Annotated in this window: 26 protein-coding genes and 2 pseudogenes; 16 read left to right on the top strand and 12 right to left on the bottom strand. The window is 58.4% G+C overall.

All coding sequences use genetic code 11. The annotated features are described in order from the left end of the window. Positions 1-168: 168 nt before the first annotated feature. The gene (locus AB7G19_RS22390; protein ID WP_441268105.1) at positions 169-510 is read left to right on the top strand and encodes a hypothetical protein; all 342 of its coding nucleotides are present in this window, start codon (positions 169-171) and stop codon (positions 508-510) included. Between the two features lie 496 nt (positions 511-1,006). Here AB7G19_RS22390 and AB7G19_RS22385 read toward each other — a convergent pair whose 3' ends face one another. Both AB7G19_RS22385 and AB7G19_RS22380 read right to left on the bottom strand, forming a co-directional pair. Further along, positions 1,007-1,645, bottom strand: coding sequence for a hypothetical protein (locus tag AB7G19_RS22385; protein ID WP_441268104.1), 639 nt, complete (start codon positions 1,643-1,645; stop codon positions 1,007-1,009). 158 nt (positions 1,646-1,803) lie between these two features. Then, on the bottom strand, positions 1,804-2,043 hold the full coding sequence (locus tag AB7G19_RS22380) for a DUF6894 family protein (RefSeq protein ID WP_441268103.1): 240 nt from the start codon (positions 2,041-2,043) through the stop codon (positions 1,804-1,806). Positions 2,044-2,469: 426 nt separating this feature from the next. Between AB7G19_RS22380 and AB7G19_RS22375 the strand changes: the two genes are divergently transcribed. After that, positions 2,470-2,745, top strand: coding sequence for a hypothetical protein (locus tag AB7G19_RS22375; protein ID WP_441268102.1), 276 nt, complete (start codon positions 2,470-2,472; stop codon positions 2,743-2,745). Between the two features lie 695 nt (positions 2,746-3,440). Further along, positions 3,441-3,743 (top strand): hypothetical protein, encoded by a 303-nt coding sequence (locus tag AB7G19_RS22370; RefSeq protein ID WP_259258585.1) that lies wholly within the window; start codon positions 3,441-3,443, stop codon positions 3,741-3,743. 744 nt (positions 3,744-4,487) lie between these two features. On the opposite strand, the gene ligD is transcribed toward AB7G19_RS22370, so the two are convergent. Both ligD and AB7G19_RS22360 read right to left on the bottom strand, forming a co-directional pair. Then, on the bottom strand, positions 4,488-5,408 hold the full coding sequence (ligD, locus tag AB7G19_RS22365) for a non-homologous end-joining DNA ligase (protein ID WP_441268101.1): 921 nt from the start codon (positions 5,406-5,408) through the stop codon (positions 4,488-4,490). A 2-nt stretch (positions 5,409-5,410) separates the two neighbouring features. Then, positions 5,411-5,758 (bottom strand): hypothetical protein, encoded by a 348-nt coding sequence (locus tag AB7G19_RS22360; protein WP_441268100.1) that lies wholly within the window; start codon positions 5,756-5,758, stop codon positions 5,411-5,413. A gap of 117 nt (positions 5,759-5,875) precedes the next feature. On the opposite strand from AB7G19_RS22360, the gene AB7G19_RS22355 reads away from it, so the two are divergent. Together AB7G19_RS22355 and AB7G19_RS22350 are read left to right on the top strand one after the other, a co-directional pair. Further along, the gene (locus AB7G19_RS22355; protein WP_038937520.1) at positions 5,876-6,103 is read left to right on the top strand and encodes a hypothetical protein; all 228 of its coding nucleotides are present in this window, start codon (positions 5,876-5,878) and stop codon (positions 6,101-6,103) included. A gap of 369 nt (positions 6,104-6,472) precedes the next feature. Further along, the gene (locus tag AB7G19_RS22350; protein WP_135216011.1) at positions 6,473-6,715 is read left to right on the top strand and encodes a hypothetical protein; all 243 of its coding nucleotides are present in this window, start codon (positions 6,473-6,475) and stop codon (positions 6,713-6,715) included. Between the two features lie 1,766 nt (positions 6,716-8,481). On the opposite strand, the gene AB7G19_RS22345 is transcribed toward AB7G19_RS22350, so the two are convergent. Continuing rightward, complete coding sequence (locus AB7G19_RS22345; RefSeq protein ID WP_157788513.1) at positions 8,482-8,748, bottom strand: hypothetical protein; 267 nt, start codon at positions 8,746-8,748, stop codon at positions 8,482-8,484. Positions 8,749-9,100: 352 nt separating this feature from the next. On the opposite strand from AB7G19_RS22345, the gene AB7G19_RS22340 reads away from it, so the two are divergent. The 3 genes from AB7G19_RS22340 to AB7G19_RS22330 all read left to right on the top strand — a co-directional run bounded on the left by AB7G19_RS22340 (position 9,101) and on the right by AB7G19_RS22330 (position 11,014). Then, entirely contained in the window at positions 9,101-9,508 is a 408-nt protein-coding gene (locus tag AB7G19_RS22340; protein ID WP_441268099.1) for a hypothetical protein, read from the top strand. A 27-nt stretch (positions 9,509-9,535) separates the two neighbouring features. After that, positions 9,536-9,796, top strand: a complete 261-nt coding sequence (locus tag AB7G19_RS22335; RefSeq protein WP_441268098.1) for a hypothetical protein — start codon at positions 9,536-9,538, stop codon at positions 9,794-9,796. A 237-nt stretch (positions 9,797-10,033) separates the two neighbouring features. Next, positions 10,034-11,014, top strand: a complete 981-nt coding sequence (locus AB7G19_RS22330) for a tripartite tricarboxylate transporter substrate binding protein (RefSeq protein ID WP_441268097.1) — start codon at positions 10,034-10,036, stop codon at positions 11,012-11,014. 74 nt (positions 11,015-11,088) lie between these two features. Here AB7G19_RS22330 and AB7G19_RS22325 read toward each other — a convergent pair whose 3' ends face one another. The 3 genes from AB7G19_RS22325 to AB7G19_RS22315 all read right to left on the bottom strand — a co-directional run bounded on the left by AB7G19_RS22325 (position 11,089) and on the right by AB7G19_RS22315 (position 12,532). Further along, a complete protein-coding gene (locus tag AB7G19_RS22325) occupies positions 11,089-11,382 on the bottom strand; it encodes a hypothetical protein (protein WP_162479075.1) in 294 nt (97 codons plus the stop codon). Positions 11,383-11,761: 379 nt separating this feature from the next. Continuing rightward, positions 11,762-12,139 (bottom strand): hypothetical protein, encoded by a 378-nt coding sequence (locus tag AB7G19_RS22320; protein WP_162479076.1) that lies wholly within the window; start codon positions 12,137-12,139, stop codon positions 11,762-11,764. 102 nt (positions 12,140-12,241) lie between these two features. Next, complete coding sequence (locus tag AB7G19_RS22315; RefSeq protein WP_354131014.1) at positions 12,242-12,532, bottom strand: LuxR C-terminal-related transcriptional regulator; 291 nt, start codon at positions 12,530-12,532, stop codon at positions 12,242-12,244. Between the two features lie 293 nt (positions 12,533-12,825). Between AB7G19_RS22315 and AB7G19_RS22310 the strand changes: the two genes are divergently transcribed. Continuing rightward, entirely contained in the window at positions 12,826-13,056 is a 231-nt protein-coding gene (locus AB7G19_RS22310) for a DUF6894 family protein (RefSeq protein WP_162479166.1), read from the top strand. A 254-nt stretch (positions 13,057-13,310) separates the two neighbouring features. Here the strand turns inward: AB7G19_RS22310 and AB7G19_RS22305 are convergent. Together AB7G19_RS22305 and AB7G19_RS22300 are read right to left on the bottom strand one after the other, a co-directional pair. Then, positions 13,311-13,533, bottom strand: a pseudogene (locus AB7G19_RS22305) (hypothetical protein). A 103-nt stretch (positions 13,534-13,636) separates the two neighbouring features. Further along, complete coding sequence (locus tag AB7G19_RS22300) at positions 13,637-13,966, bottom strand: hypothetical protein (protein ID WP_162479078.1); 330 nt, start codon at positions 13,964-13,966, stop codon at positions 13,637-13,639. A gap of 1,998 nt (positions 13,967-15,964) precedes the next feature. On the opposite strand from AB7G19_RS22300, the gene AB7G19_RS22295 reads away from it, so the two are divergent. From AB7G19_RS22295 to AB7G19_RS22280, 4 genes and pseudogenes are all read left to right on the top strand, one after another. Next, positions 15,965-16,186, top strand: coding sequence for a hypothetical protein (locus AB7G19_RS22295; protein WP_441268096.1), 222 nt, complete (start codon positions 15,965-15,967; stop codon positions 16,184-16,186). A 151-nt stretch (positions 16,187-16,337) separates the two neighbouring features. Further along, positions 16,338-16,643, top strand: a complete 306-nt coding sequence (locus tag AB7G19_RS22290) for a hypothetical protein (protein ID WP_441268095.1) — start codon at positions 16,338-16,340, stop codon at positions 16,641-16,643. Between the two features lie 93 nt (positions 16,644-16,736). Further along, a pseudogene (locus tag AB7G19_RS22285) lies at positions 16,737-17,137 on the top strand (response regulator). Between the two features lie 8 nt (positions 17,138-17,145). Then, a complete protein-coding gene (locus AB7G19_RS22280) occupies positions 17,146-17,508 on the top strand; it encodes a response regulator (RefSeq protein WP_441268094.1) in 363 nt (120 codons plus the stop codon). Positions 17,509-17,972: 464 nt separating this feature from the next. On the opposite strand, the gene AB7G19_RS22275 is transcribed toward AB7G19_RS22280, so the two are convergent. Then, on the bottom strand, positions 17,973-18,665 hold the full coding sequence (locus AB7G19_RS22275) for a helix-turn-helix domain-containing protein (RefSeq protein WP_441268093.1): 693 nt from the start codon (positions 18,663-18,665) through the stop codon (positions 17,973-17,975). Positions 18,666-19,245: 580 nt separating this feature from the next. Here AB7G19_RS22275 and AB7G19_RS22270 point away from each other — a divergent pair. Then, positions 19,246-19,602 (top strand): hypothetical protein, encoded by a 357-nt coding sequence (locus AB7G19_RS22270; protein WP_441268092.1) that lies wholly within the window; start codon positions 19,246-19,248, stop codon positions 19,600-19,602. 60 nt (positions 19,603-19,662) lie between these two features. Here AB7G19_RS22270 and AB7G19_RS22265 read toward each other — a convergent pair whose 3' ends face one another. Further along, positions 19,663-19,824, bottom strand: coding sequence for a hypothetical protein (locus tag AB7G19_RS22265; RefSeq protein WP_441268091.1), 162 nt, complete (start codon positions 19,822-19,824; stop codon positions 19,663-19,665). Positions 19,825-20,398: 574 nt separating this feature from the next. On the opposite strand from AB7G19_RS22265, the gene AB7G19_RS22260 reads away from it, so the two are divergent. Next, positions 20,399-20,641, top strand: a complete 243-nt coding sequence (locus AB7G19_RS22260) for a DUF6894 family protein (protein WP_441268090.1) — start codon at positions 20,399-20,401, stop codon at positions 20,639-20,641. Positions 20,642-21,090: 449 nt separating this feature from the next. After that, on the top strand, positions 21,091-22,254 hold the full coding sequence (locus AB7G19_RS22255) for an ATP-binding protein (protein WP_441268089.1): 1,164 nt from the start codon (positions 21,091-21,093) through the stop codon (positions 22,252-22,254). Positions 22,255-22,324 lie beyond the last annotated feature (70 nt).

The following is a 22,324-nucleotide window of genomic DNA, read 5'->3' as shown; positions in this document are numbered from 1 at the left end:
ATTCAGCTCGGTCCAAGTATTAGGGTTCGACAAGGGACCAATATTCGCGTGCACTCCGGTTGCCGGCCGGGGGCGGGAGGACCACCAAATGTTCAATTGTGTACCAAAGTGAACGCACCAACCTGCGCCGACGGGTCTACAGTTCGTGGTTTGAAGGGGAGGCGTCACATGAGCATCCGATCACTGCACTGCTTCGCGTTCTTCAGTATTGTGGCCGCGTGTCCTCTCGGTGTTGTCGTTGCCCAAAACCTCCCTCCGGAACTTGAGGCCTGCCGCACAACTGGACTCATCGCGCTGAAAGAACGCAGTCCCGCGATAAAAGATATCTCGTTTGACGTTGATGGAATGACGATTGCAAAGGCCAATACAAAAGTCGAGGACACGATCATTCGCACCATCGTGATCGGGGATGCCTATCTTGAAAAAGGTAAGAACGACACCCGTCGGACTTTTCTTTGCCTGATCGGCGAAAAAGGCAAAGTGCTCCTCACATTCTTTACGGACAAATGATGCAGCGTCCAGAGCCATCCGGATGCTCAATGCTCAGGATTTGCGGCTCGGACGATACAACTTCGCGGCGCGGATGACGTCGCCGCCTGATCGGGGGTCGTTCGGCCCCCGCGTCGTCCTACGGAGGACGGATGACGGCGGCAAGGCCGCAGACGTTTGTGTAAAAGTCCCAGCCCGCGGACAGGGGGTGCCCACGAGCTGGGGTACATGCAGGGGTGCCCTGTTAGGGCAGGGCATCAGGTAAACTTGGCAGCACCGGTGAGTTGACCATACAAGTTGAACCGGTACACCTCGGCCGCGACGTACCAGGCCCAATCTTCCAGGTTCAGTTTTTCAATCATCGCCGTGCCAAGCTTCGCGATGCAACAAGTTGCCGAGCGGGGATCAAGGATTAGCGGAACGCGCGTTCATCATGGACCAACGTGTGGTTAGACAAGGGGGCGACTTCAACCGGACGTGTTAGCTCTGTGTCGCGCCCTCAAGGAAGGGCGGGCTGTCAGTCGCGCCCGCGCGCGGGCGCATAGCGCTTCGTCAGGTCCCTACGCTTTCGACCCATGCATTCCGGATCGTCCTCGGACGGATATTCGGTCGCCTCGTAAGAGATGTCTGTAGCGGCGTCAGTAAGCGCGTCGGCGATGTCTATGAAGTCCTCCATCCAGCGCGGCGAGCCAAGGTGCTTCTTGATGAGTTGTTCCAGCTCGATCTCAAACTGGGAGGGACAATCGCCTGGAGCGGCCATGGGTCGCAGCTCCGTATCGAAAGCAACATGAGGACTATCTAAGACACCGATGACGACAGTCATATTGTCTGAAAGGACACTGTCACATGGGACAATGAAGCTTGCTCTTGCGGTTTCTGGGTACCTGCCTCCGACGCATCTGTCCGGGATTTCTCCGGGAATGTGAAGCGAGAGAACTTGCCTCTTTCCGTCTGGCGTAAGCTTCGACCTGAACGCAAACCCATCGACGATCAGGCAGGATTGCGAAGGCCTATCCCCGTCGCGCACGATAGGATGGTGGGCGACGACGCGCTTGCTCTGGAGAGGCAATTGCTCAATCGCCAGGATATCGCCCTGAGTGAGCCGATTGGTGTTTTTGAGCTTTAGAACGAGCGCAGCCGTGACGGTACCGGGCATCGCACACCTCTTTCGCACCTGAGGAAGTTTGAGCCGGAATGGAACCTGCGGTCCGGCCTAAGGCGGGAGCACAAAACTCTCAGTCACCGGTGCCAGCGGGCCTCGACTGATGATCAAGGACAATTATAGGTTAAGGGATATGTTCCTGGTGTACGTAGTTAAGGGGTGGAAAGCTGTTCGATTTCGAACCGCAATGAAACCCGCAGGACCGGCCCAAACTCATCGCGAACTTCGATTGTTAGGATGCGGACGACGGAACCAGGCAACGCGTCTTTAGCGAAGTCCACCATCGCCGCGGAAGCAGTTGTCTTCACCTGCTCAAGGGACGGGATCTCAACGCCAATTTCGTCAGCGCTGAAAGCTTCATTATCCCGCGTATCGAAGTAGTAACGTGGCATGCACGCCAACCTAGCGCTCTAGTTCGTTCCTCGCGAGCGTGGCCCCGAGTGGTCCGCTCAGGGTCATTAGCGATGATGCTGTGACCGATCGAAAAATTTCGCAGACGTTCGGTTGCAGCGCGTCGGCCCCAGCCTCGAGGAGGCTGGAACAGGAGCCCGGAACGCCGGGGCAGGAGCGCGTCAGCCCAGCGCACTGAGCCATGCTCTGCTGTCGGTGCGTCCGAGCTCTCTCAAATGTTATGTTGCTGCATTAAATTTGGAGGTTCGCCTTCCAATGCGTCTTCAATAGGAACGCTGGCGCTCGACCATCATTTGCCTCACCGCGCATGCACTCGTCACAATCGGCCGCGTCGCGATGTCAATAGGAACGCCGCCATCCTTTATGTCGTTCTCGGAAGACTTAGAAACCAAAGGGAGACGACGTTCATGAAGAAAATTGCTATGGCCTCCGCCTGCATTTTCGCGCTCGCAACAACGGGCGCATATGCGCAATCCAACCAGCCCGCGCCGGGCGCCTCCGGGCAAGGTGAAGTCGGCCCCTCGTCCGCCGGCAAGAAGACAACGACCGGCGCTTCGAGTATGAAGAACCAAGCTGGAGACAGCATGGGACGGCAGCCAACGGGTGGCGGATCCAACACCAACAATATGGGCAGCCAAGCGGGCGGTGGGGCCGGGGGAGCTGGCGGATCCGGCGGGAAGTAAAGCCGCGGCGCAACCAACGTCCTGCTCGTCGCGGCCCTTTGCTAAGCGGCCGCGACGCATCCTCTGTCCCCGACAGCCATCCTCCGACTTAATGCGGGATCGCAATACTCTCAGCGGTATCTGAATGGGATGGTGAGATGGGACGATGCGGTCGGGAGTCGACAGAAATAGTTCTGCTGTGAGCGCGTTGATCTCAATCTTAGTCACCCAGGTGGTCGAACTGGCCGAGGTTCTCCCCTTCGTCCTGGACGAAATTCAGGACGAGCAGCCTGTCCCACCGTCTCAGGATCAGGAGGGGGGGACGGCGGGACGAGGGAGGGCGTGATTAGCGAGTGCTTTGCGCTGATATCAGATCCACCAAGTCCGCGGAGCGCCAAGCCTAAGGCGCCGGTAAGTAGCAGCAGTGCCGAGACGATGACAGCCAGAAACAGGCGGTCCATGGTGGGTTACCCTTAGAAGCAGCTGCCGACGGGATCGCCTCACAAAATGGTCGGCATGAGAGCCAAATGATCATCCGGCTGGACGGTTCCTGGTCAGCGGGCGTCTATGCGGCGGGCGATCGACTGCACGATAAAGTGCTGGGTTCCGACACGGCTGCATATGGTGCATTAGGGATCTGACAAAACCACATTTGTCGATGCGCTCCGCGGGCTGTATAAGTCGGTAGCTTCTTCTCCCTATTCGAAGAGGCTATCATGAACGCACTGCATACGTGGCTTTCGCAGCAGCACCACGGGTTGCACACCTTCCGCGAATTCCAGCAAAAACTCTACGAAGCCTGCAAGGACGAGCCTGACCACCAGGGCCTGTGTCGGCTGCTGAATTCGGTCGTCGACAACTATGTCGATACGTTCGACGAAGCGCCATTACCGGTCGCGGTCGCCGACCATGCCTATCAGCGTCTGCTCGATCTGGTGGCTGGCATAGATTTCAGTGCGAGCGCCGAGCAGCGCCTCGCCACGATCAACCGTGTGGCGGCCAGCGATTTGCTGCACTAAAGCGCGATGTAGCGAGCGCTTCGCGCTGATCTAGTCTGGACGCGGGTGGAGGCGGGCAGCGAACGCTCCGCTCAAAGACCGCGGTGCTCCTAACGATAGGAACGCGACCCCGCTCCCAGGCCGGTTAAGGAACGCAGCTTGGTGCGGGCGGTTCAGATCGTGCGGCACAAATTACGGAGCGCGCCCCGGCAGCTTATCTGGTTATGTATAGCGACCCGCTCTTTGATGAGTTGAGGCGACCAGAGCGCGAGGCAGTTGAAGCTGAGCGACAGCTTGCAGAGCAGGAGGCACTGGTGATTGCCTCGAAGCGGCAGGACCAGGACACGAGTCAAGTCGAGGGCGAGCTGAAAACGATGCGTGCCAACCAGCGCCTTCGTCAGGAAGACCGACTTCGCCTTCTCGCACTGCTGCAACCCTAGCCATCCAACAGGAGCCTGAACGAGACGTTGTCCTGCAGCACAGGGGCGCCTCATCGAGGTGAGGGAGGCAAACCGCGGCGGCGGTAAGATCAATTCGCCCGACGAGATAGCCGATGCAGCAGAGCGATGGGCCAGCTGGCCGGGCTATCGAGGCATCACGGAGAAAGTCTACGACCATCGTAGGAACCGCACCAGGGTTGGCTAAGAGCCCGGCAGCTGGCGAGGAAGCCCGTGTCTTCATCAATTTCCGGGCCGCTGGGCAGTGCAATCATGGCGAGGTAGTAGCTCTGCTCGATCTGCTCCCGGGGGGCGGGCGTACCATGCTCTAGAGGTCCTCGCGCAGGCCTTTGAAGAATGGATGCCGCACCTTTCCCTCGGCGGATTTGGCGCGGTACTCGATTTCGGCGAGGAGCCTCGGTTCGACCCAGATGCCTTTGTGCGCAATTCTCTTGGCATAGGGCTGTGTCTTCCGGACGAGCGGCTCAAGGCGCCGTCGCAGCTCGGCCGCCGATGTTTTGTCGAAGCCGTGATCGACCTTACCGGCATAGATCAGGTCGTCGCCCTTGCGTCGCGCGAGATAGATGCCGTCCCATTTGCCTTCGTCGAGCGCGAAGCCGGCAATCGTCAGGGTCTCGCGTTGCGCGCAAGTCTTCTTGACCCAGTTGTTGCCGCGGCCGCTCGCGTAGACGCTGTCGCGCACCTTCGACACGACGCCTTCGAGCCCGACCTTGCAGGCGTGCGTGAACATCTCGCGCCCATCAATCTCAAAGCTTTCGCTGAACTGGACATCGCTGCCAGTGATGATCTTCTTCAGCGCGGCCTTCCGCTGGAGAAGAGGGACTTTCCGGATGTCCCTGCCGTTGAGATAAAGCAGGTCGAAGGCGACGAGCACGATCTTAGTCGAGGTGCCCTTTAGCTCGTTCTGCAAGACGGAGAAATCGGTGCTGCCATCGGCGGCCGGCACCACGACCTCGCCGTCGATGATGGCCGAGCTCGCCTTGATGTGCCAGGCGTCGTCGGCGACCTTCTTGAAGCGTTTGGTCCAGTCGTGACCGCGGCGGGTGAATACCCTGGCCGCTTCGTTGGCGAGATGTACCTGGACACGATAGCCGTCGAACTTGATTTCATGGATCCATCGCTCGCCGGACGGCACGCGGTCGATCGAGGCCGCCAGGGCCGGCTCGATGAAGCCGGGGAAGGGCGCCTTGACGCCCAGCGCTTCCGGCTTTTTTCCCTGGAAGGCCATCGCTACACCAGGCGAAGACTGAATTGCTGCAGGTCTTGTGGTGAGTAGCGATCCACAAACTCCTGCAGGTACGAAGGCACGTCGCTCGGTTGAAGATTGCAACGACGCTGGATCTCGCCGGCAATGTCCTCGGAAACATCTTCCGACCAGCGTTCGGCCGTGTTGAAGGCGACTACCCGGATCGGCTGGCGATATTTTCCGGCAAGCAGATCCTGGATGACGGTTTCCGCCGCCATCTCCAAGTCTGCTTCGCACCATGCGCTGCCATTGCGGCCGGAGTTGTCTGCGACCAGGTAGACAGTCTCGTCGCTGTTCGGGGCGATCGACAGAAGCCATCGGGACTGACGCATACGCAACTCCACGCAACAGAACCGGGACTCAATTTGATATGCGCCAGTTCGTTCCTCGGGTTGGAACCGCTCGCTTAGCCGCGCCTTTTATAACGAGAGGCAACCAGCGGAGGAAACATGGCCGTCAATAAACCGACTGGCGACAACGCGCGCAAGGGCGCGGTGAAGAAACGCTCGCAGACCAAAACGACAATCGGCGGCGCGAGCGGCTACACCAAACGCGACAGGACGTCCGGCGAGTTCATGGCTGTGAAGAAGCCGAAAACAGCGAAGAAAGCCGCGAAAAAATTCAAAGGCGTGCGGGTCGAGAAGAAAGCTAAGAAAACCGCCAAGCGCGCCCGCTAGGGTTGACGGTTGGCGTTACCGCGCGGGCTCGGTTTTGTGCTAAGGCCGCCAGGTGAGGCGGCCTTGCCATGATGAGCGTCCGCTAAAAAACGGTCCCGGCACCCCTACATGCCGGGACCGTTGGACCTCGGCGGTAATGGGGGTCGCCGAGGTTTACTGAGGTCTAGGAAGAGTCGGCAATCCGGTCTGTATGCCTTCCGACATAGGCGGCGCCACTGGTCGCTCTCTCTGAGTAATCGACGCGCCTTAGCTTTTCCAAACCCACGACCTGCAGTGGCTCGCGCTCGTTCCACGACGCTAGGATGATATTGACGCAGCTTTTGCCGAATGGCTTCGGGAACGTTCGGTGGGGCCGTCGTTTGGAAAGCAATGACGAGCACGACCGTAGTTCTCATTCCCGGCATGCTGAAAGCGCTTCGCCTGGTGCGCGTCTACGGCTTTTTGGTCGAGCGCAGGGACGGCCTGTATTACCCCGGCAGCAGCCAGCCGGCATGTTCGAAGGCTTTGGCAGAGAAGATGGTTGAAGGCGGCTGGCTGGTGAAACGTGGAGAGCGTTATCAGCCGACAGAGAAGGGTTGGCATGCAGGAAAAGCCGGTTCGGATGTGGGGTAAGGTAGGTGAATCCCAGGGCCGCCCGGTGAAGATTACGCTGGCTAGATGCGCGAGATGGGCATGCGCAGCGTCCTGTCGATCGCGCTAACCGATGCAGCCATAGCGTAGCCCTGAACGCCGATTGCTGGCCGGACGATATGCGGCTGTCCGACCTCGAGCCGCGGTTCTTTTCTCGGTCGTGCGGCCGGCGCGGCGCCGACGTCCGGCCGGATTTCAATTGGAACGCAAAAGGGTCTATCGGCGGCGTGAGCTATCGGTAGCCACCTTAAAGACGGCCCCGGCCATGGGGGCTTTTGAGGTGTGGGACCGGGGCCGCTTGGGGATGCTTGGCCCTTGGCAAGACCAAGCGATTTTCAGATTACTCTGCCCTCACAGCGTTTCTGTTCGTTTGAGCACATTGCTGGAATCAAAAAAATGCCGATTTTTCCCGGTTCCGCTTACATATGTTATTAGCGGCCGCGCAGCGCCTTGATAGCCTCGGAAAGCCGGGCTGGTTCTTGATTTCGGATTTATTGCGTACCCGGGCGGCTCGCAGCTACAAGTTTGGCGGCGGGCATATTTCAGCAGAGAGTTTAGATCGGCGCTTCAAAACTAAGGCCGCCCTGGGGCGGCCTTTTTGCATTCACCAACAAAAAAGCCGCGGCCCCAGCTGCTGCCGGGCGGCTGGGGCCGTTGGGTTGCTCGGGCTGGCAGGGGGACCCAACATCCAGAGCACAACAACAAACCGCTCATTTGCCACTTGTTCCTACGTACAGGCCCGCCCCCGAGAGACCATGGTCAACGGGGCTGGTAGGCACGGGCTAGGCTCGGCGCAAGCTGAAGAGGGATCAATAAGAGCCACCAACTGAGGCGGCCTTAGAGGTGCGGCGCCAGGTAGTCGAGAAATTTGAAAAAACAGTAGAGGGCGAGAGCGGTTACAGCCACGAAAGCGACAATCATCGTCGCCCATTCGCGTTTGGAAAATAGATCGAAGTCGAACATAAGGAGCCCTTGCCGAAGAGCTAACGCCGAGAATGTATAGCCGTCTCCTACCGAGGCGGCCTCACGCTATCTCGTTTTCCCAACCTGTAGCACCTCTGACATTCGAACACCCCAACGTTTTGGTTCACGCGGGGATCGAATGTCGAAAAAGCAAGAGCCAACTCCCCATGGCAATGGGGGCACGAAGGGTATGGGCCTCGGTCTTGCGGTGGAGCTTCTTTGCCTGCGTCTGTCATCGTTGGTCGGCACGTTCCCGTTCATCCAATGCCGAACCACTACCATGACCAAACGGTTCCCTAAACGATTTAGGGCACTGCATTTTTCAAACAGGCCAGTACAGGGCCCGCGGGCTGAACCAAATCTCTACGCCTCCCGATCGGCGCATTCGGACCTTTGAGACACGACAAGCGTTACGCTCCAACCGGCAGGACCGTGAACCTGGAGTGTCGGACGTGAGTATAGTCCCTCTGGAATTTGAAAGACGGTTGGCGCAGCGGTGGGCGGCCAGATTTCAAAAGCCCGTTCCCCCAGTACAGCAAGAGCGTCAGCCACCCAACGAAGGTTGGCAGGTCGTCACTAGCTCGAAGCGAAAGGAATTATCTGCCAAGAAGTGGCGCCAGCGCATGGAGAGCCCGCCGGCTCAATAGCCGGCGGGACAAAAAGATTAGCGGCCTCGCAAACTCGATATGGTCGTGACGGCAAGCGCGGCCAGCAGCCCGATACAGACAGACGTTACGGGTCAGCTCATCCTCGGCGGAACTTCTCGACGACAAACCAAGTGAGACTTACTTACGTGGTTCGGTCACCACTTTGGTTGATCCGTCCGGCGCTGCCTGCATTCCTGGTGGGCTTTGACCTTGCGGGCTTTCCGGCGGCGCGCCACCCGATTTCGTATCCAGCGGTCCGGTCCAACCTTGTGGCTGCAATTGACCTTTTTCTTCTGGTGCCGAGTGTCCAGTTGGCGCGTTCAAGTCTTTCTTCGGATCGGCTTGCGCTGTCGCAAATCCGCACGAAAAAGCCCAGCAAATCGTCGTTATCAGAATGATCCTCACGTCAACCTCCGCTTGGCTTACTCAAACAAACAGGCTGGGCCACCCTTCAGTTCCGTATTGCAATGCGGGCGAACGACCGATGGAAAGCGAATGTCCGCTCCGGCTCAAAATGCGAAGAACTCAGCGTGAGCGAACCACCAGAGGCGCCAGTATGGTCGTAAATGTTCGTGGAGACATGGCAGAGACGTCCGCGGTATTCGTCGATGGCGATGACGTGTTCGCCGTTGGCGAACGACATGAGCATTTGTCGGGTTGCGATCCATACAATCGAGCTTGCACCAGTTGATCTACATGGCTGACGGTGTAGGTCTGTGCCGGGCGCTGGAGATCTCACCCCATTGGGGACCAAGCGGTGATCATTGAAATTCTGGCCCAGATCATTTTACAACTGGCATGGTACTGTTCGGCGGCGTTGTGGCCGAGATTGCGCAGAGAACGCAAGCTGGCGCGCAATGGATGGCAACCTTTCGAAGGAAGCTGCGTTCGCCAGGGCGCAGGAACTTCTCAAAGGGAGCGATCACACTTGAGCCAACCGAGGTTCATATCCGATTACACCGCCCTCAAAGTCACCGCTCTCGACGCGGTTAACGAGGTGCTCAACCATGTTGGCCGGGGTGCCGACGATGGGAGTGAGCGTTGCGCGATCATCGGGGTGTGTAGATCGCATATCACCGAGAACATTGACAAGATCGCAACCACACGCGAGCAGGCCTTCGCCGTGATCGATGAAGTCGCCCAACAGATGGAAAACCGATTGTGACGAAACGCACGACGCGGTCGAAAGAAAATGATCGATGCGTCAGGCACCGATGACGTGGCGCGCTACAATCAGGTGTGCAACGTTATCCTGCTGTCGAGCGCTTCAAGCAATGGGCAACCCGCAAGGGCGTCGTTTTTCACGACGAGCTGCGGCCGAGAACACGATGCACAAGTCATCACCGCTGTGCGGTCGCTGCCGATGAAGCTGCGGCTCAAGTCGAAGCGGTGGCTGGAGGAGCGGGGCCTCAAGGCGCCGGATTTCGAAAGCGGACATCGGGGCCGGCAGTGAGGCATTAGGATGAAACCGTCATTTGGGAGGTGTCCTTGGGAATCTGTTCCAATTTTCTCAAGCTTGTCGCGAAGCTTTGAGATTTTTGGCCCGCCGTGTCGGATTAGGATCCGAGTCGCTTTCTTGAGGTGACGAGGTGTGTTGACCTGAAACCTGGTTGGCCGCGGGCGACCTTGAAGCCCGGCTAAACGCCGGCCTTCAAGTATCGGCTAGAAAAAACAAAAATGAGAGGAAACGATGCGCGTACTGAGGACGATCCTTGCAGCGGCCGCCGCCGTAGTCGTTGGCGCAACTGTCGCTACTGCACAGGAAAGTGCCGCGGGCTATCCCAATCGACCGATCAAGATCATCGTTCCGTTCGCTGCTGGTGGGACGACAGACGTCCTTGCACGAATCGTCGGGCAGGCACTGACTGCTAAGTGGGGGCAGCCGGTTATCATCGAGAACCGTGCCGGAGCCGGTGCAACGATCGGCGCTGACATGGTTGCGAAGTCACCGCCCGATGGCTACACATTGTTGATGGGCGCTACTCATCACAGCATCGCACAGAGTGCTTATTCCAGAGTGCCTTATGACTTCGGGCGCGACTTCTCTCCGATTACCGTCATCGCCCTCGTGCCTAACATGGTCGTTGTCAACGCCCAGGTGCCAGCCAAGACCGTGGAAGAGTTTATTGCTTTGGCAAAACAGAAGCCTGGAGGCTTGAATTACGGAACTGCCGGTGCCGGCACCGCGCATCACCTCATCGGCGAAATGTTCAAGTTGAAGACGGGAACTGATATCGTTCACGTACCCTATCGCGGAAGCGCTCCGGCTCTGACCGACTTGATCGCGGGTCAGGTGCAGGTAATGTTCGATACCGTCACGTCCGGTTTACCACAGGTCAGGGACGGCATGACGCGGGCGCTCGCTGTCACGACGGCGCGGCGTTCGTCGGCACTTCCCGACGTGCCAACGCTCGCCGAGGGTCCTATACCTGGATTTGATGTCGGGACTTGGTTCGGCTTATTGGCGCCCGCAGATACGGCCCCCTCCATCGTCGAGAAACTGAATCATCAGGTGGTCGAGATCGTCAACTCGCCGGAGGCGAGAGCACGCATGCAAGAACTCGGGGCCGAACCGGTCGGAAATTCCTCTGTCGAAATGGCCGCTCAGATCAAGAAGGAGCTTGAGACGTTCGGCACCTTGACCAAACAACTTCAATTGGTGGTGGATTGAGCCAAGGGCTTTTTCTTTCCAATTAATGTCCGAGCTTGTTCCCCGCATCATAAGAGTCGGTGGCGAGCGCGATGCTAGAGGAGCATGAGCTGGATATCGACGCCGCGCCCGTGGATTTCGAGGAAGCCCTCGAGGCTCGGCGGGACCTCACCGCACTCAGCGCAGCGCCGCTGCAGCTCCTCGGCAATGTCCTCCGATGCATCGCGCGACCAGCCCTCGCTGGTGTTGAAGCTGACGATGCGGATCGGGCTGCTGTACTGCCCGTCCATCAGGTGGTTGGCGACGTCCGGCGGCTCACTCCTGCAGCAGAAAGGATAACCATGGCTAACAATCTCAACAGAAACAAACTTCGTCGCGAATTCGAGCACGAGGAAGCGTGGTGGAATTGCTGACGGAAGAACAGAAGCAAGCGCAGCGGGAGATAGATGACCTTCGCGGGAAGCTGATCATGGCCGAGCACGCGAGGAATAAGGACAAGAGTGCAGCGTCGTAGGCTCTGCCAAAGGAGGACAGGGACACCTGGCACAGGGTACGATGCGCTGTCGAAAGGTGAGTCGGCACACTCGGAAGAAAATACCGCTATTTATGCGAAAGTGCGCTGGAGCAGGCGAAGCGGCGCGCAAAGAGCCTTATTGGGACCAAGTAGGTGGCTTGGAGGAGTGTAGTTGCGCAATCTGGCCGACATCGTGCAGGTCTATCTTGGCAGCCGGTGGCGGCGAGGTGCGGTCCTTGCGGCAACTGTTTGAGTCAATGCTGCCGGAAATGTATTCGACGTTGCTGGAGAGATGCCGCAAACGATCCGGGGCGCGGAGTGGCTGTGAGGTCAGTCGAAACCGGTCGACACAGCCTGTGAGCCCGACTGCGCCAAACGTCCCGGTCCTTCTTCACGTCTGACAGTTCGTTGCGGAGCAGCTTGATAATTTGGCGTTGGGTGTCGATCTCCGCCTGTAGCAGAGCCATTTCGGCCCGTTCCCAGCCCGCAGCGTCTTGCCCCACTGACTCGCAGGGGGCATGTCCCTCGGCGGCTCCAAAGGCGTACACGCGGTGCAGCAGCAACTCGGCGGTGTCGATCTGGCCGATGTTCAGATCGCGGGATACCGGGGCAGCTTTCTTCAGCCTCAACATGGTGGACCTCGTTTTAGGTCACCCCCATTGCAACCTCCCAGATCCAGCTTAACCATTCGTTAACCCTGGACCAGTGGCAGCGGCGCAGATGATCTTTGATCCTTAGGTCAATGTACCGTGGTGTGCGCCGACTGTTCCGACAAGAGACGTGCGCTTGGTTTCGCCTGCGAGATTTCTACAGGATGCCTCGATGGCGCGGCCAGGCCGCCTATCGCTCTGCTGCGTCGGCGATCTCGACGGGCGAATTGATCTGCAGTCGCGCAAGCAACCGGGCTCTCTGCTGTGCGACTTCTTGGCGCTGCCGCCGAGCCTCCTCGCAATCTCCTTGTCAGTCTTTCCGGCAGCCAAGCGCCTCAAGAATCGCTTCTCACGCGGACTAAGCAAGTCTCGCATCGTGTGTCCCCACCGCCGACAACCTCGCGCATTTTGTAGCGCCGTTTCGCGGCACGTACATGATCACTAGCGACGGCCCCAAGCGTCTGGGAGGCTGGGACAGGATGCCGAGACGCCGGGGCCGCGAGCGCGCCGAGATAAGCCCAGTGCACCGAAGTGAGCATGTCCCACCACCGCCTGTTCCATCTGTTCACTTGTGCACCCTGGGCGTCCCGCTTATTCGCGGGATGGTTGATCCAAATCAACGTCCTAGATGCCAGTTCGCCGCGAGTTCGTTGTGGGCAGGACAGACCATGCCGCGCTATTTCTTCCACGTCATCCACAAACGCCGCGAACTCGACCGCGAAGGCTATGAGCTACCTGACGAGCACGCCGCTTGGAAGGAAGCCACGGTAACGGCTGGGCAGATACTCCAAGGCCTCCATGGGAAGTTAACGCCCGACCGCGAATGGCGGATGGAAGTCGTGGATGAGTCCCGAAACACGCTTTATGTCCTGCGTATTAATGCTGAAAAGCGAACGTAAGCCTTGGCTCAGTTGGCGGCTTCATCGTGCTGTCGATGTTGAGGGCCGCCGAACCTTCGCGATGGTGTCTAGTAAAAGAACTACAGCGCGATGATGATGAGTGATCCCAGAAACATCACCGACACCACCATTGCTCCGAGGCAGCCACCACTCTGGCTCAATGCCGACCTGCATTACACACTCAGCCTCATTAGGCAAACAGCTTGCCTGCGTCGGACAGCTCGCACCGCGAAGGTGTCTTGGCGGGCCAAGTTCTAGCGCCGCACGCCAAAGCAATTGACACCCCCATTTAAATTGCCACCGGCGTTATGGCGAACCGCAGCGCGTGCAACCGGACGAGGCCTAAGGACAACACCGGCGCGTGCGACGCAACTCGGCGAATAGCCAACATACGTGCAGTACACAACCGCCTCAGCCGGTTCTGGACTGAGTGATACCTGCTACACCCAACAGGGCGCTGGCCACAATCATTGTCATTGGCCTAATCGAAAGACGCTTAGTGGGCGCTGGGGTTAGATCGTCTCATTCCCCCAAGGAAACGATGATGCGCGTATAGATTTACACCGCCGGTCGGGCCAGCTCATTTGCGCTCGAGCAGGTTGGTGAAGGTCAGCCCCGGATTGATCGCCAGCATATTGATGATGTCGGACAGCGGCATCTCGGGCGCATCCACCATCACCTCAAAATGGCAGCCGGGATGCGCGACGTCGAAGTCGCGCAGATGTTGCAGCCACGCCTGTTGCAGGGATTCCGGGACGTGGGCGATGGTGAGGATCTTGACGTCAGCGGGGGCATAGTCGCGCGCTTTGGCGCCCTCCGGCGACAGTCCTTGCTGGCGATGGACTCCAGCGCCTTGCTTCACTTTCTCCATCCAGCCATCGACCCACGCTGTGAGATCGGGATTCTCCATATGGTCGCCTCCGTTTCATTTGAGTGGGCCTTCGGGACCGGGCGCGTAGAGCGAAACCAGATTGATAAGACAGGCACGCCCTTGAGCGCACCCGTCCCCTCAACGGCGCCGGAAGCTGGGGGGTAAGGCGGCCGTGGAGGCGCGACCCTAACGGATTGCGCCGGGTTCTGGTTTCAAATGGGTCGGGGCGGACGTGCTACTACGGGACGCCCGCCCCTAGAGCCGCAGGGTTGCCTTAGGCAAGGCCGGCGGCGGTGGCCGTCGAAGCCATGACGTGAGCGCAGAGCTTTTCGAGCGCGCCGCACCTGCGCGAAGCTGACGCAGCGGGCCGAGCGCCTCGTCGGGGAGTGGCCCCTCTCTTAGGAACGACCGGCCGGTTGCCGGGTTTTCCCGAGCCCCCACAAGTGGTGGCTCGTCGTGACCGGCCTCACAGCGCACTGTCCGGCAACAGCGCGCTGTGAGCCGTTGCCGGTCACCCGCGCATGCACGCGTCACAAACTTCGCTCACACTGGGCAGATCGCGACTGACCGAGGCCAAGGTGAACAATCCGAACAACAATCCCAAGTGCGACAGTGACAAGTGCCGCTACTCCGCAGGCGAGGTCAGGACCTACCCCGACAGCCATCCTCCGCTGACCCTGTGCGCAACGTGCTGGGCTCACGAGAGCGCGCGACGGCGATTTAGGATCGGCCTCCCGGTGTTGAAGTGGGGACAGGGCAGACCTATCAGCGCTCTGTCCTCATATACGGACTGAACTCAGGCGCCGGCTGCGGAGCGGCATTCAAGGAGAGTGTTGCGCCAACACGCGGGTGCCGGGGTCGCGGTGGCGAATTTCCAAATACGCTCAAGACAAATACGCTCAACACCATCGAAACGGCGGCGAGGATCAAAAGGTCACGGACCATGATGCCCCTCCCTTTCGCTGGTTCAATGGGGCAACAAGCCCAACGTTCCTAGACGAGCCGGTCGCCGCTTCGCGGCGTGGCCTGCGAGCCACAGGTCCGAACAAACCGAGGCGATCTGTCGGGATTCGCACAGACGCGTCAGCGCCATGTGTTCAGCCTACAGCCATTGGAATGGACGGCGGGTCGGCCCGGTGGTCTCCTCCAGAGCCACCGGGTTTTTCGGTCTGCGAGGGCGAGTAGCCGAGGGCGCTATGTGGGTGAGGGCGTAATCTTCATTTAAAATCGCTGTCATCGCCCTTGGCGCGTTTACGACCGTCTTGGCGATCAAGCTGATGTTTCTTCCTGAGGCGTTGAGGTTCCGGCCGGCATTATTTGCACGGTAGGGTGCAGAGGCGTGCCCGATGCTGGTGCGATGACGCAATGCGTTTTGCGTTTCAATTCGTTGGTTCGGGCTCGTCTTTGATGTGGGGTGATCCGCTGCTCCGGCGCGCGTCCAGAGCATTGCGAGCGTGGCGCACAGCCACCTGGTTACCGGCTTTCTCGATGTGCTCAATGGCCCATGTCAGATACTGCATAGCGGTCTCGGAAGGATCAGGGGCAGCAGTCATCGATGGTATCGAATCACCAGTTCGGGACGGGCGTTGTTACATCACGCCGTCAATTTTGGGACCATCATAAATGGGCACTGGCTTGTGTCCGACCTTAGGCGCTGGCCGTACTTATTGGTGCGGGAACAAGTGGCAATTCCACGGGTTTTCCGAACCGTCTGTGTTGCATGGTTTCCGAGGCATCGATGAAGACCAAGCTACCCGGGAAGTTGTCCCACTACGATAAGATGGCCGCCTCCGCTCAGCAATTTTTCAAGGAGGCGACGGCCTGTCGCGGGGAGGCGGCTCGCAGCCTCGACTAGGTCGATCGAGAAGGCTGGCTGAAGCTTGCGGGCGAATGGACAGAGCTCGCGCTCGCAGCCGAGCGGGGCCAGATTTTCCGCCGGGATTAGCGATGGATGCGTCCCAGCAGGACGTGTTGATTGCTGGATTGAGCCCTTGGAGCCAGGACCGTCTCTCCACCGTTGTTATATCGGAGTAACGTATGCGTTCCTCGCTCTCGATCATGCCAGCCGCCCCTCTCGACCACAATATTGCTGAGTGCCGCGAACATGCTGATCACTACAAGAGACTTTCTTCCGCGAGCGGCATCTCGAAGGACCGCGCCACCGCGCTGCGAAACATCGCCCGAACCTATGTCGGTTTGGCGGGCCAACTGGATAGACTGGCGTCTCTCGCGAGGAACGAGCAGACAATGGTGAAGTAAGCCGGCACTGGCCTGCTTTCCACTTCACGTACGCTGTTCGTATTTCAACTTCGGTGTCCCAAGCAGATCCCAATTTGCCGACTTTTCCCGACCGCGGTTACTACCTTTTAGTTGATCGGGGATATACGGGGGGACCACTTCCGTTTAGCCGATGCCCGCAGAAAAACAGCAAGAAGACCGAAGGGTCACCTTCGAGCATCCGTTGCCCGCGCAAATGATGGCCATCGACGGCACGTGGCGTCGCGCGTGCACGCTTAAGGAGGTCTCAGATGTCGGAGCAACCCTTCAAGTTGAGACCTCGATTGAGGGGCTGACCCTAAACGAGTTCTTTCTTCTGCTTTCGTCCACTGGACTTGCCTATCGGCGCTGTCAGCTCGAACGAGTAAACGGCGAAGATTTGCGGGTCAGCTTCATCCGGGAAAAGGTCAAGGCCAAAAAATTCTCGAACCGGAGCTAGACCCCAGGTTTCAAGACTGCCAAACTTTCCCCGGAACCTTTGGCTTGTGTGCACTTTGTAACCTCCAGTTTGCGCGGCGCCCAGAGGAAAACTATGACGGACGTACTGCCGGTAGTTCTTCTGGTTGAAGACGACGATGCGATCCAAGGCATGTCGAGGAAGCATTGAGGGAGGGGGGCTTCGCGTCCACCAGCGCCAAGACCGGCGAGGAGGCGGTAACGCTACTGAAGAGTCTGCTCGTTCCATACTGCGCTTTAGTGACTGACATCGATCTGTTAGGAAGGCTCACCGGCTGGGAGGTCGCGCGGGCGGCGCGCGAGACCGATCCCAATTTGCCCGTGGTCTACATATCGGGCGCAGCGGCCCACGACTGGCCGGCACAAGGCGTTCCCAACAGTATAATTCTCCAGAAACCGTTTGCCCTCGCGCAACTTACAACGGCGGTCTCTCAGCTCCTTAACGAGCGCTCGACGGCCAATTTAGGCAAGGCTTGAGGCGAGACATGACGCAGGCGTCAATACTCCTTGTGGAAGATGAGGCGCTTATTCGAATGATGCTTGTGCAAATGGTCGAGGAAATCGGACACAGGCTCATCGCTGAAGCGGGAAGTGTAGTTGATGGGCAATCTCTTGCACAGATCGAGGAGTACGACCTCGCGATCCTCGACATCAATTTACAGGGCGCGAACGTGGGGCCCGTTGCCGAAGCAGTAAGGAGACGAGGGCTGCCGTTCTTTTTCTTGAGCGGATACGGCAGCAGCGGCGTGCCGCACGGATTTGAAGGAACGCCCGTCTTAGTCAAACCGTGCACGCTGGATAAGCTCAAGCAGATAATCGATACTGTTTTGCCGAACGGAGAAACTTAAAAGCGCAAGACAACCGTTGCGGTTGCCTTTGCGAAGCAAGGCCGCCTCAGTTGGCGGGCTACCCCGCCCAGCACCTATTCTATTTGCGAGTCAGCAGATCCTCCCCGGGCGGCGTTTCGCTTTCATGCTGCGATCACCAGCCGCGCTCGATCGCGTATCTGAGCCTGGCGCCAATCCGCTTCAATTCATCTTCTCACGGAGCTTTCGGATGAACTCGCGAAGGTCATTCGCATAATCCTCAACGATCCGGCGCGCCTCCTCCAAGCGAGTTGGCTTGGGCTCGGGTTCGGTTGGCTTGGGCTCGGTTTCGGAAGGCTTGTTCATGGCAGAGGCCTTGAACCTAGATCGCCGGCAATCCTTGATCTAAGTCAACGGACCTTCGTGCTAGCTCTCGCAATATCCGCGATCATGACGTGGGTCTGCGTATTCATCATCGTCGCCAGTACGGCTCGTCGCTTTTGGTATCAGGGTTGTGCCGGCTCTTGCGGATCGAAATCGGCAAGCCGGCTCCTGTCGTTTAACATGATCTCTCGCTGATCGCCGTCGAGGAACGTAAGGACGCCCGCTTTACGCAAGCTAGATAGCACGCGAGAAACCGTCTCCAACGTCAGGCCGAGATAGTCCGCAATGTCGCGACGAGTCATCGGGAGCGACACATTGTCTGCTCCGGTGCGGCAATCCATTTCAAGTAAGAAGGCGGCAACCCTTTCTACCGCGGTCTTGCGGCCCAGAAGCAGCATATGGTTTTCGGCGTGCTCCAGGTTGCGGGTGGTCATGCTGAGCAGGTTGCGCGAGACAACCGCGTCTCTTGCGGCCACCAATTGAATGCTTTCTCGCTTAATCAGGCGCGCGACGGTTTCGACGACCGCCTCTGCGGTAAATCGATGCGTGTCGCCATTCTCAATCCCGAAGATATCGCCCACTAAGTGAAAGGCGGCGATTTGACGCCGACCGTCCGAGAGCAACTTGTAACTTCGCACCGCACCATGCTTGACTTGATAGACATACACAGCGGGCTCTTTTTCACCGAAGATTTCGGTGTCTTTTCGGTATTTAAATTCGCTGAGGCCGATAATTCGGTTGAATGTGCCCGCTAAACCGAATTCATCGAGCGTTTTGGGCTGAGGTCGTTGATCCGCTGTGATACGCACAAACATCGGTCATTCCTCTTCCGCATCAAATCCTTTGAATAATCCTTTGCCACCAGGTCGTTCGACGAGCGACCATATTCATTCCATGTCCCTTAGATCATTGTACCAAAGGACAATGTTAGGTTGCTGGCGCCCCCGGCCGCAATGTTGCGTTCCGAGGAGCTTGCGCGCGGACGCCTCCGGGTCTGCATAGGGTCGTTCTGCGGTGTGCTTCAAGATTTCTGCGGTTAGCGCGGTGGCGCTCATAACAGAGCCGACGTGCCGTATTCCCGATCTATCCAAGAGGGCGGAATGAAACTTTTGGTCCCATGGGCTATTGCGCTACGTGAGCCAATTGTTGTTGGGAGGCCGCCATATGGCCAATTCTGTTCGCCCATGGACCTCGGAAGACCTTGAGACGCTCAAGGCGATGGCCGGGAATCACCGCCGCGAAGAGATAGCCGCGGAATTGAACCGAGGCGTCTCGTCGGTGGCTGTTAAAGCGCATCAGCTTGGTATCTCTTTGCGATACCACGCCGTGCCAAAGCGTCGACCTTCAACAGCCGAGCCAGCGCCGGGCCGCTAACTTGATTGTTTCGAGCCTGCGTTGCCTTTCGATCCAGAGCGGAAGTTCGCCACCGTCACCACCGTTCATTATTACAAGCGCAAGCTTTCCCTCATGGAGTTACCGGCAGAGTATTTGATCCGGCTAGCGGCTGTCTTGGATGACCTTAGGCTGGATCAAGCGTTGAGACTGAAAAAGCGCTACATCGAGCGAGCCTTCGGCGGTGCCGGCGCAATCGCAATTGCCGAGGTCGAAGCTTTCGCTCGCGCCTACGGCTGCGCGTTTCGCTACAATCGGGCGACGCTTGAGGGCGTCTTTCACTCGGTCTTATTTGTCCGGCGGTCGCGCCTGAGCTTTGACGAGCTGCGGGTGCGTGAGGCTCGAAGTACGCCAAGCTGAGACCGGCTCGCGCCTAAGCGAATGGCTGCGCTCTCCTGGGCTGCAGCCACTGGGACCCCCTTATTTGGCCAGACAGGAGATTTTGCGGGATCGTTCGAGATCGGTGGCAGCCTCATCCGTCTCGCGCCAGGCGCAACCGGCACGCGCGCCGAAGTTTTCAAGCACCAGAAAGATGTCGCGGTCGAGACGGTCGGCCGGCACGATCGAGGGCGAGGAACGCATACGCTACTCCGATACAACAACGGCGGAGAGACGGCCCCGGCTGGCAGGGGCTTAGGGGTTTAAGGCCGGGGCCGCTCCGCCAGCTCTGCCGGCGAGCAAGCGATGACTCAAAATTCCCCCGCGCTCGTCGTTCCTTTGGGACCATCATTCCAAAAATGGGCACTGGCTTGTGTCCGACCTTAGGCGCTGGCCGTACTTCAATGTCCGAAGCTGATCTTTGACGGGCCCTAGCATGGTATATGCAAGCCAGCGGGGAAAGGCGCTCTATCACTCGCGCCGGCAAAAGGGAGGGTGAGCCAGTGATCAACATTGCTGAGTGCCGAGAACATGCTGACCTCTACAAGAGACTTTCTGGCGCGAGCGGCATTTCCAAGGATCGCTCCGACGTCCTGAAAAACATTGCTCGAACTTATGTGGGGTTGGCTGGTCAACTGGATAGACTGGCGTCCCTCACGAGGAACGAACAGAGGTAGGGGTGATGGCCTGCTTCCGGCCTCAGTGGCCTAGTTTGATTTGGGGATGGATGGCCTGCTTTACGAAAAGAACAATTTGAGGTCGGCGTCGTTCTGGTCTGATGAGACGGTATTACTTTGACATCAGAGAGGGTGACGAGATTTTCCCGGATGAGGAAGGTCTGGAGCTCTCAACCATAGAGAAGGTGCAGGAAGAGGCGGCGCGCTCGCTGGCCGATATGGCCCGAGATGCCGTCGGCCCCCTAGGGACCAGTGGCCGACAGATGTCGATTGAAGTCCGGGACGACATCGGTCCGGTGCTCCACCTCAAATTCACATTCGCGGTCGAACGGCGCAGGCATTGAGGCCGCCTCCGTTGGCGGGCTGTGTTCCTTCTGTCGGGAACCCGAGTTCTGGTTTATGGTCCCGAGATCACCGCCCAGTCCGAGGCGTCCATCGGTGACTGAGAGTGCTTCATGCTCCCGCCCTATATGCGAGCGGAAGCATGTGTGAAAAGTGCACTCTGTACGACGATAAGATCGCCCGATATCGACGATTGTCACTCGGGATCAACGACCGGCAAACACTGGACGAAATTGCAATCCTGATCGCACAGGCGACGGAAGCGAAGGCCGCGAATCACCCCCCCGCCCCGAAAGAGTAGGGCCGCCTAAGTTTGGCGGCTTCGGTCATTGACCTCTTCAGCCTGCGCCGCCGCTAACAAGCGTTTCTGAACTCACTCGAAGCATGCCGGGCTTTCACCTTAACAAAAGAAACCACGGCAGAATACTCAACATGCGCAAAGGGGCCGGCTGTGACCAATCCAAGTGAGACACGAGGGCATGAACGCCGGCTGGCGGACTTCATTCGGCAAAACCACGCCGCTATCGTCAAGGAATGGATCGATTTCGCGCGAACTATATCGCCGGCCAGCGACAAGATGACGAAGCTAGCTTTGCAAGATCATGTCGTGGATATTCTCGGGTTTATTGCAGACGACCTCGAATCTGCGCAGACTGCGCGAGAGAGGTTTGATAAATCGCGCGGCGTGGGCCCTCCAGACAATCCGTTTTCCGAGAGCGCGGCTGAGGTTCATGCCGCTCTTCGCCTTGCCGATGGTTTTGACATCGACCAGATGGTCTCCGAATACCGGGCGCTTCGCGCAAGTGTTGTGAAGCAATGGGTGGCTCATCATCAAGGGCTGGCTGCAACCGATGTTGAAGACCTCACGCGATTCAATGAAGCGATTGATCAGGCTGTCACGGAGTCGGTAGCTCACTACACTAAGACGATTAATGACTCCCGCAATTTGTTCTTGGGCGTGCTGGGTCATGATTTGCGCAACCCCATAGGCGCGGTTTCGATGGGTGCTCAGTGGATGGAGCGATCCGGAATAACAAATCCGAAACAGGCGAAGGTGGTTTCGGAGATTAGGACGGCGGCCGGCCGGGCGACACAAATTTTAAATGACTTACTCGATCTCACGCGCTCGTCCTTCGGTACTGAACTCCCAGTTGTAAAGACCAAAATCGACATGGTGGCGCTCTGTCAGGAGATTGCAGATGAGCTACGCGCCATCCACACGGATCGTGATTTTGAGGTCGCGCACGACGGAGATCCTACGTGCTCGTGTGACGCTGCGCGCCTGGGACAGGTGCTGTCGAACCTGATGGGCAACGCCACCCAATATGGCGACCGAGAGCAGCCCATCACTGTGAGGATCGTAGGCAACGATCCCGGCACCGTCACAATAGCCGTGCACAACATGGGTTCACCAATCCCCACGGACACACAAAAATTAGTATTTCACTCTTGGATGCGCGGCCAGGACGTCAGCGATGAGTCTGAGCACAGTACACATCTGGGCCTCGGTCTCTATATCGCGAAATTAATCGTCGAAGCCCACGGCGGCGAAATTTCTGTCGCCTCTAACGAACAAACGGGAACGACATTCTCCCTCCGACTTCCGCGCAGTTGAACTCGCAGGAGCAGGGCTACGCACTTCAAGGCTGTCCTTGGGCGGAGAGCCGGCCCCGGCTTCAGGGGTC

This window comes from Bradyrhizobium sp. 215_C5_N1_1, from assembly GCF_052075935.1.
GTDB classification, from domain to species: Bacteria; Pseudomonadota; Alphaproteobacteria; order Rhizobiales; family Xanthobacteraceae; genus Bradyrhizobium; species Bradyrhizobium barranii.
This window is presented reverse-complemented; position numbering and strand designations above follow the sequence as displayed.

Coding starts and splice junctions, on each gene's coding strand:
- AB7G19_RS22390 (WP_441268105.1), top strand. CDS start 169: ATGAGCATCCGATCACTGCACTGCTTCGCGTTCTTCAGTATTGTGGCC.
- AB7G19_RS22385 (WP_441268104.1), bottom strand. CDS start 1,645: ATGCCCGGTACCGTCACGGCTGCGCTCGTTCTAAAGCTCAAAAACACC.
- AB7G19_RS22380 (WP_441268103.1), bottom strand. CDS start 2,043: ATGCCACGTTACTACTTCGATACGCGGGATAATGAAGCTTTCAGCGCT.
- AB7G19_RS22375 (WP_441268102.1), top strand. CDS start 2,470: ATGAAGAAAATTGCTATGGCCTCCGCCTGCATTTTCGCGCTCGCAACA.
- AB7G19_RS22370 (WP_259258585.1), top strand. CDS start 3,441: ATGAACGCACTGCATACGTGGCTTTCGCAGCAGCACCACGGGTTGCAC.
- ligD (WP_441268101.1), bottom strand. CDS start 5,408: ATGGCCTTCCAGGGAAAAAAGCCGGAAGCGCTGGGCGTCAAGGCGCCC.
- AB7G19_RS22360 (WP_441268100.1), bottom strand. CDS start 5,758: ATGCGTCAGTCCCGATGGCTTCTGTCGATCGCCCCGAACAGCGACGAG.
- AB7G19_RS22355 (WP_038937520.1), top strand. CDS start 5,876: ATGGCCGTCAATAAACCGACTGGCGACAACGCGCGCAAGGGCGCGGTG.
- AB7G19_RS22350 (WP_135216011.1), top strand. CDS start 6,473: ATGACGAGCACGACCGTAGTTCTCATTCCCGGCATGCTGAAAGCGCTT.
- AB7G19_RS22335 (WP_441268098.1), top strand. CDS start 9,536: ATGATCGATGCGTCAGGCACCGATGACGTGGCGCGCTACAATCAGGTG.
- AB7G19_RS22330 (WP_441268097.1), top strand. CDS start 10,034: ATGCGCGTACTGAGGACGATCCTTGCAGCGGCCGCCGCCGTAGTCGTT.
- AB7G19_RS22320 (WP_162479076.1), bottom strand. CDS start 12,139: ATGTTGAGGCTGAAGAAAGCTGCCCCGGTATCCCGCGATCTGAACATC.
- AB7G19_RS22315 (WP_354131014.1), bottom strand. CDS start 12,532: ATGCGAGACTTGCTTAGTCCGCGTGAGAAGCGATTCTTGAGGCGCTTG.
- AB7G19_RS22310 (WP_162479166.1), top strand. CDS start 12,826: ATGCCGCGCTATTTCTTCCACGTCATCCACAAACGCCGCGAACTCGAC.
- AB7G19_RS22300 (WP_162479078.1), bottom strand. CDS start 13,966: ATGGAGAATCCCGATCTCACAGCGTGGGTCGATGGCTGGATGGAGAAA.
- AB7G19_RS22295 (WP_441268096.1), top strand. CDS start 15,965: ATGCGTTCCTCGCTCTCGATCATGCCAGCCGCCCCTCTCGACCACAAT.
- AB7G19_RS22290 (WP_441268095.1), top strand. CDS start 16,338: ATGCCCGCAGAAAAACAGCAAGAAGACCGAAGGGTCACCTTCGAGCAT.
- AB7G19_RS22280 (WP_441268094.1), top strand. CDS start 17,146: ATGACGCAGGCGTCAATACTCCTTGTGGAAGATGAGGCGCTTATTCGA.
- AB7G19_RS22275 (WP_441268093.1), bottom strand. CDS start 18,665: ATGTTTGTGCGTATCACAGCGGATCAACGACCTCAGCCCAAAACGCTC.
- AB7G19_RS22265 (WP_441268091.1), bottom strand. CDS start 19,824: ATGCGTTCCTCGCCCTCGATCGTGCCGGCCGACCGTCTCGACCGCGAC.
- AB7G19_RS22260 (WP_441268090.1), top strand. CDS start 20,399: ATGAGACGGTATTACTTTGACATCAGAGAGGGTGACGAGATTTTCCCG.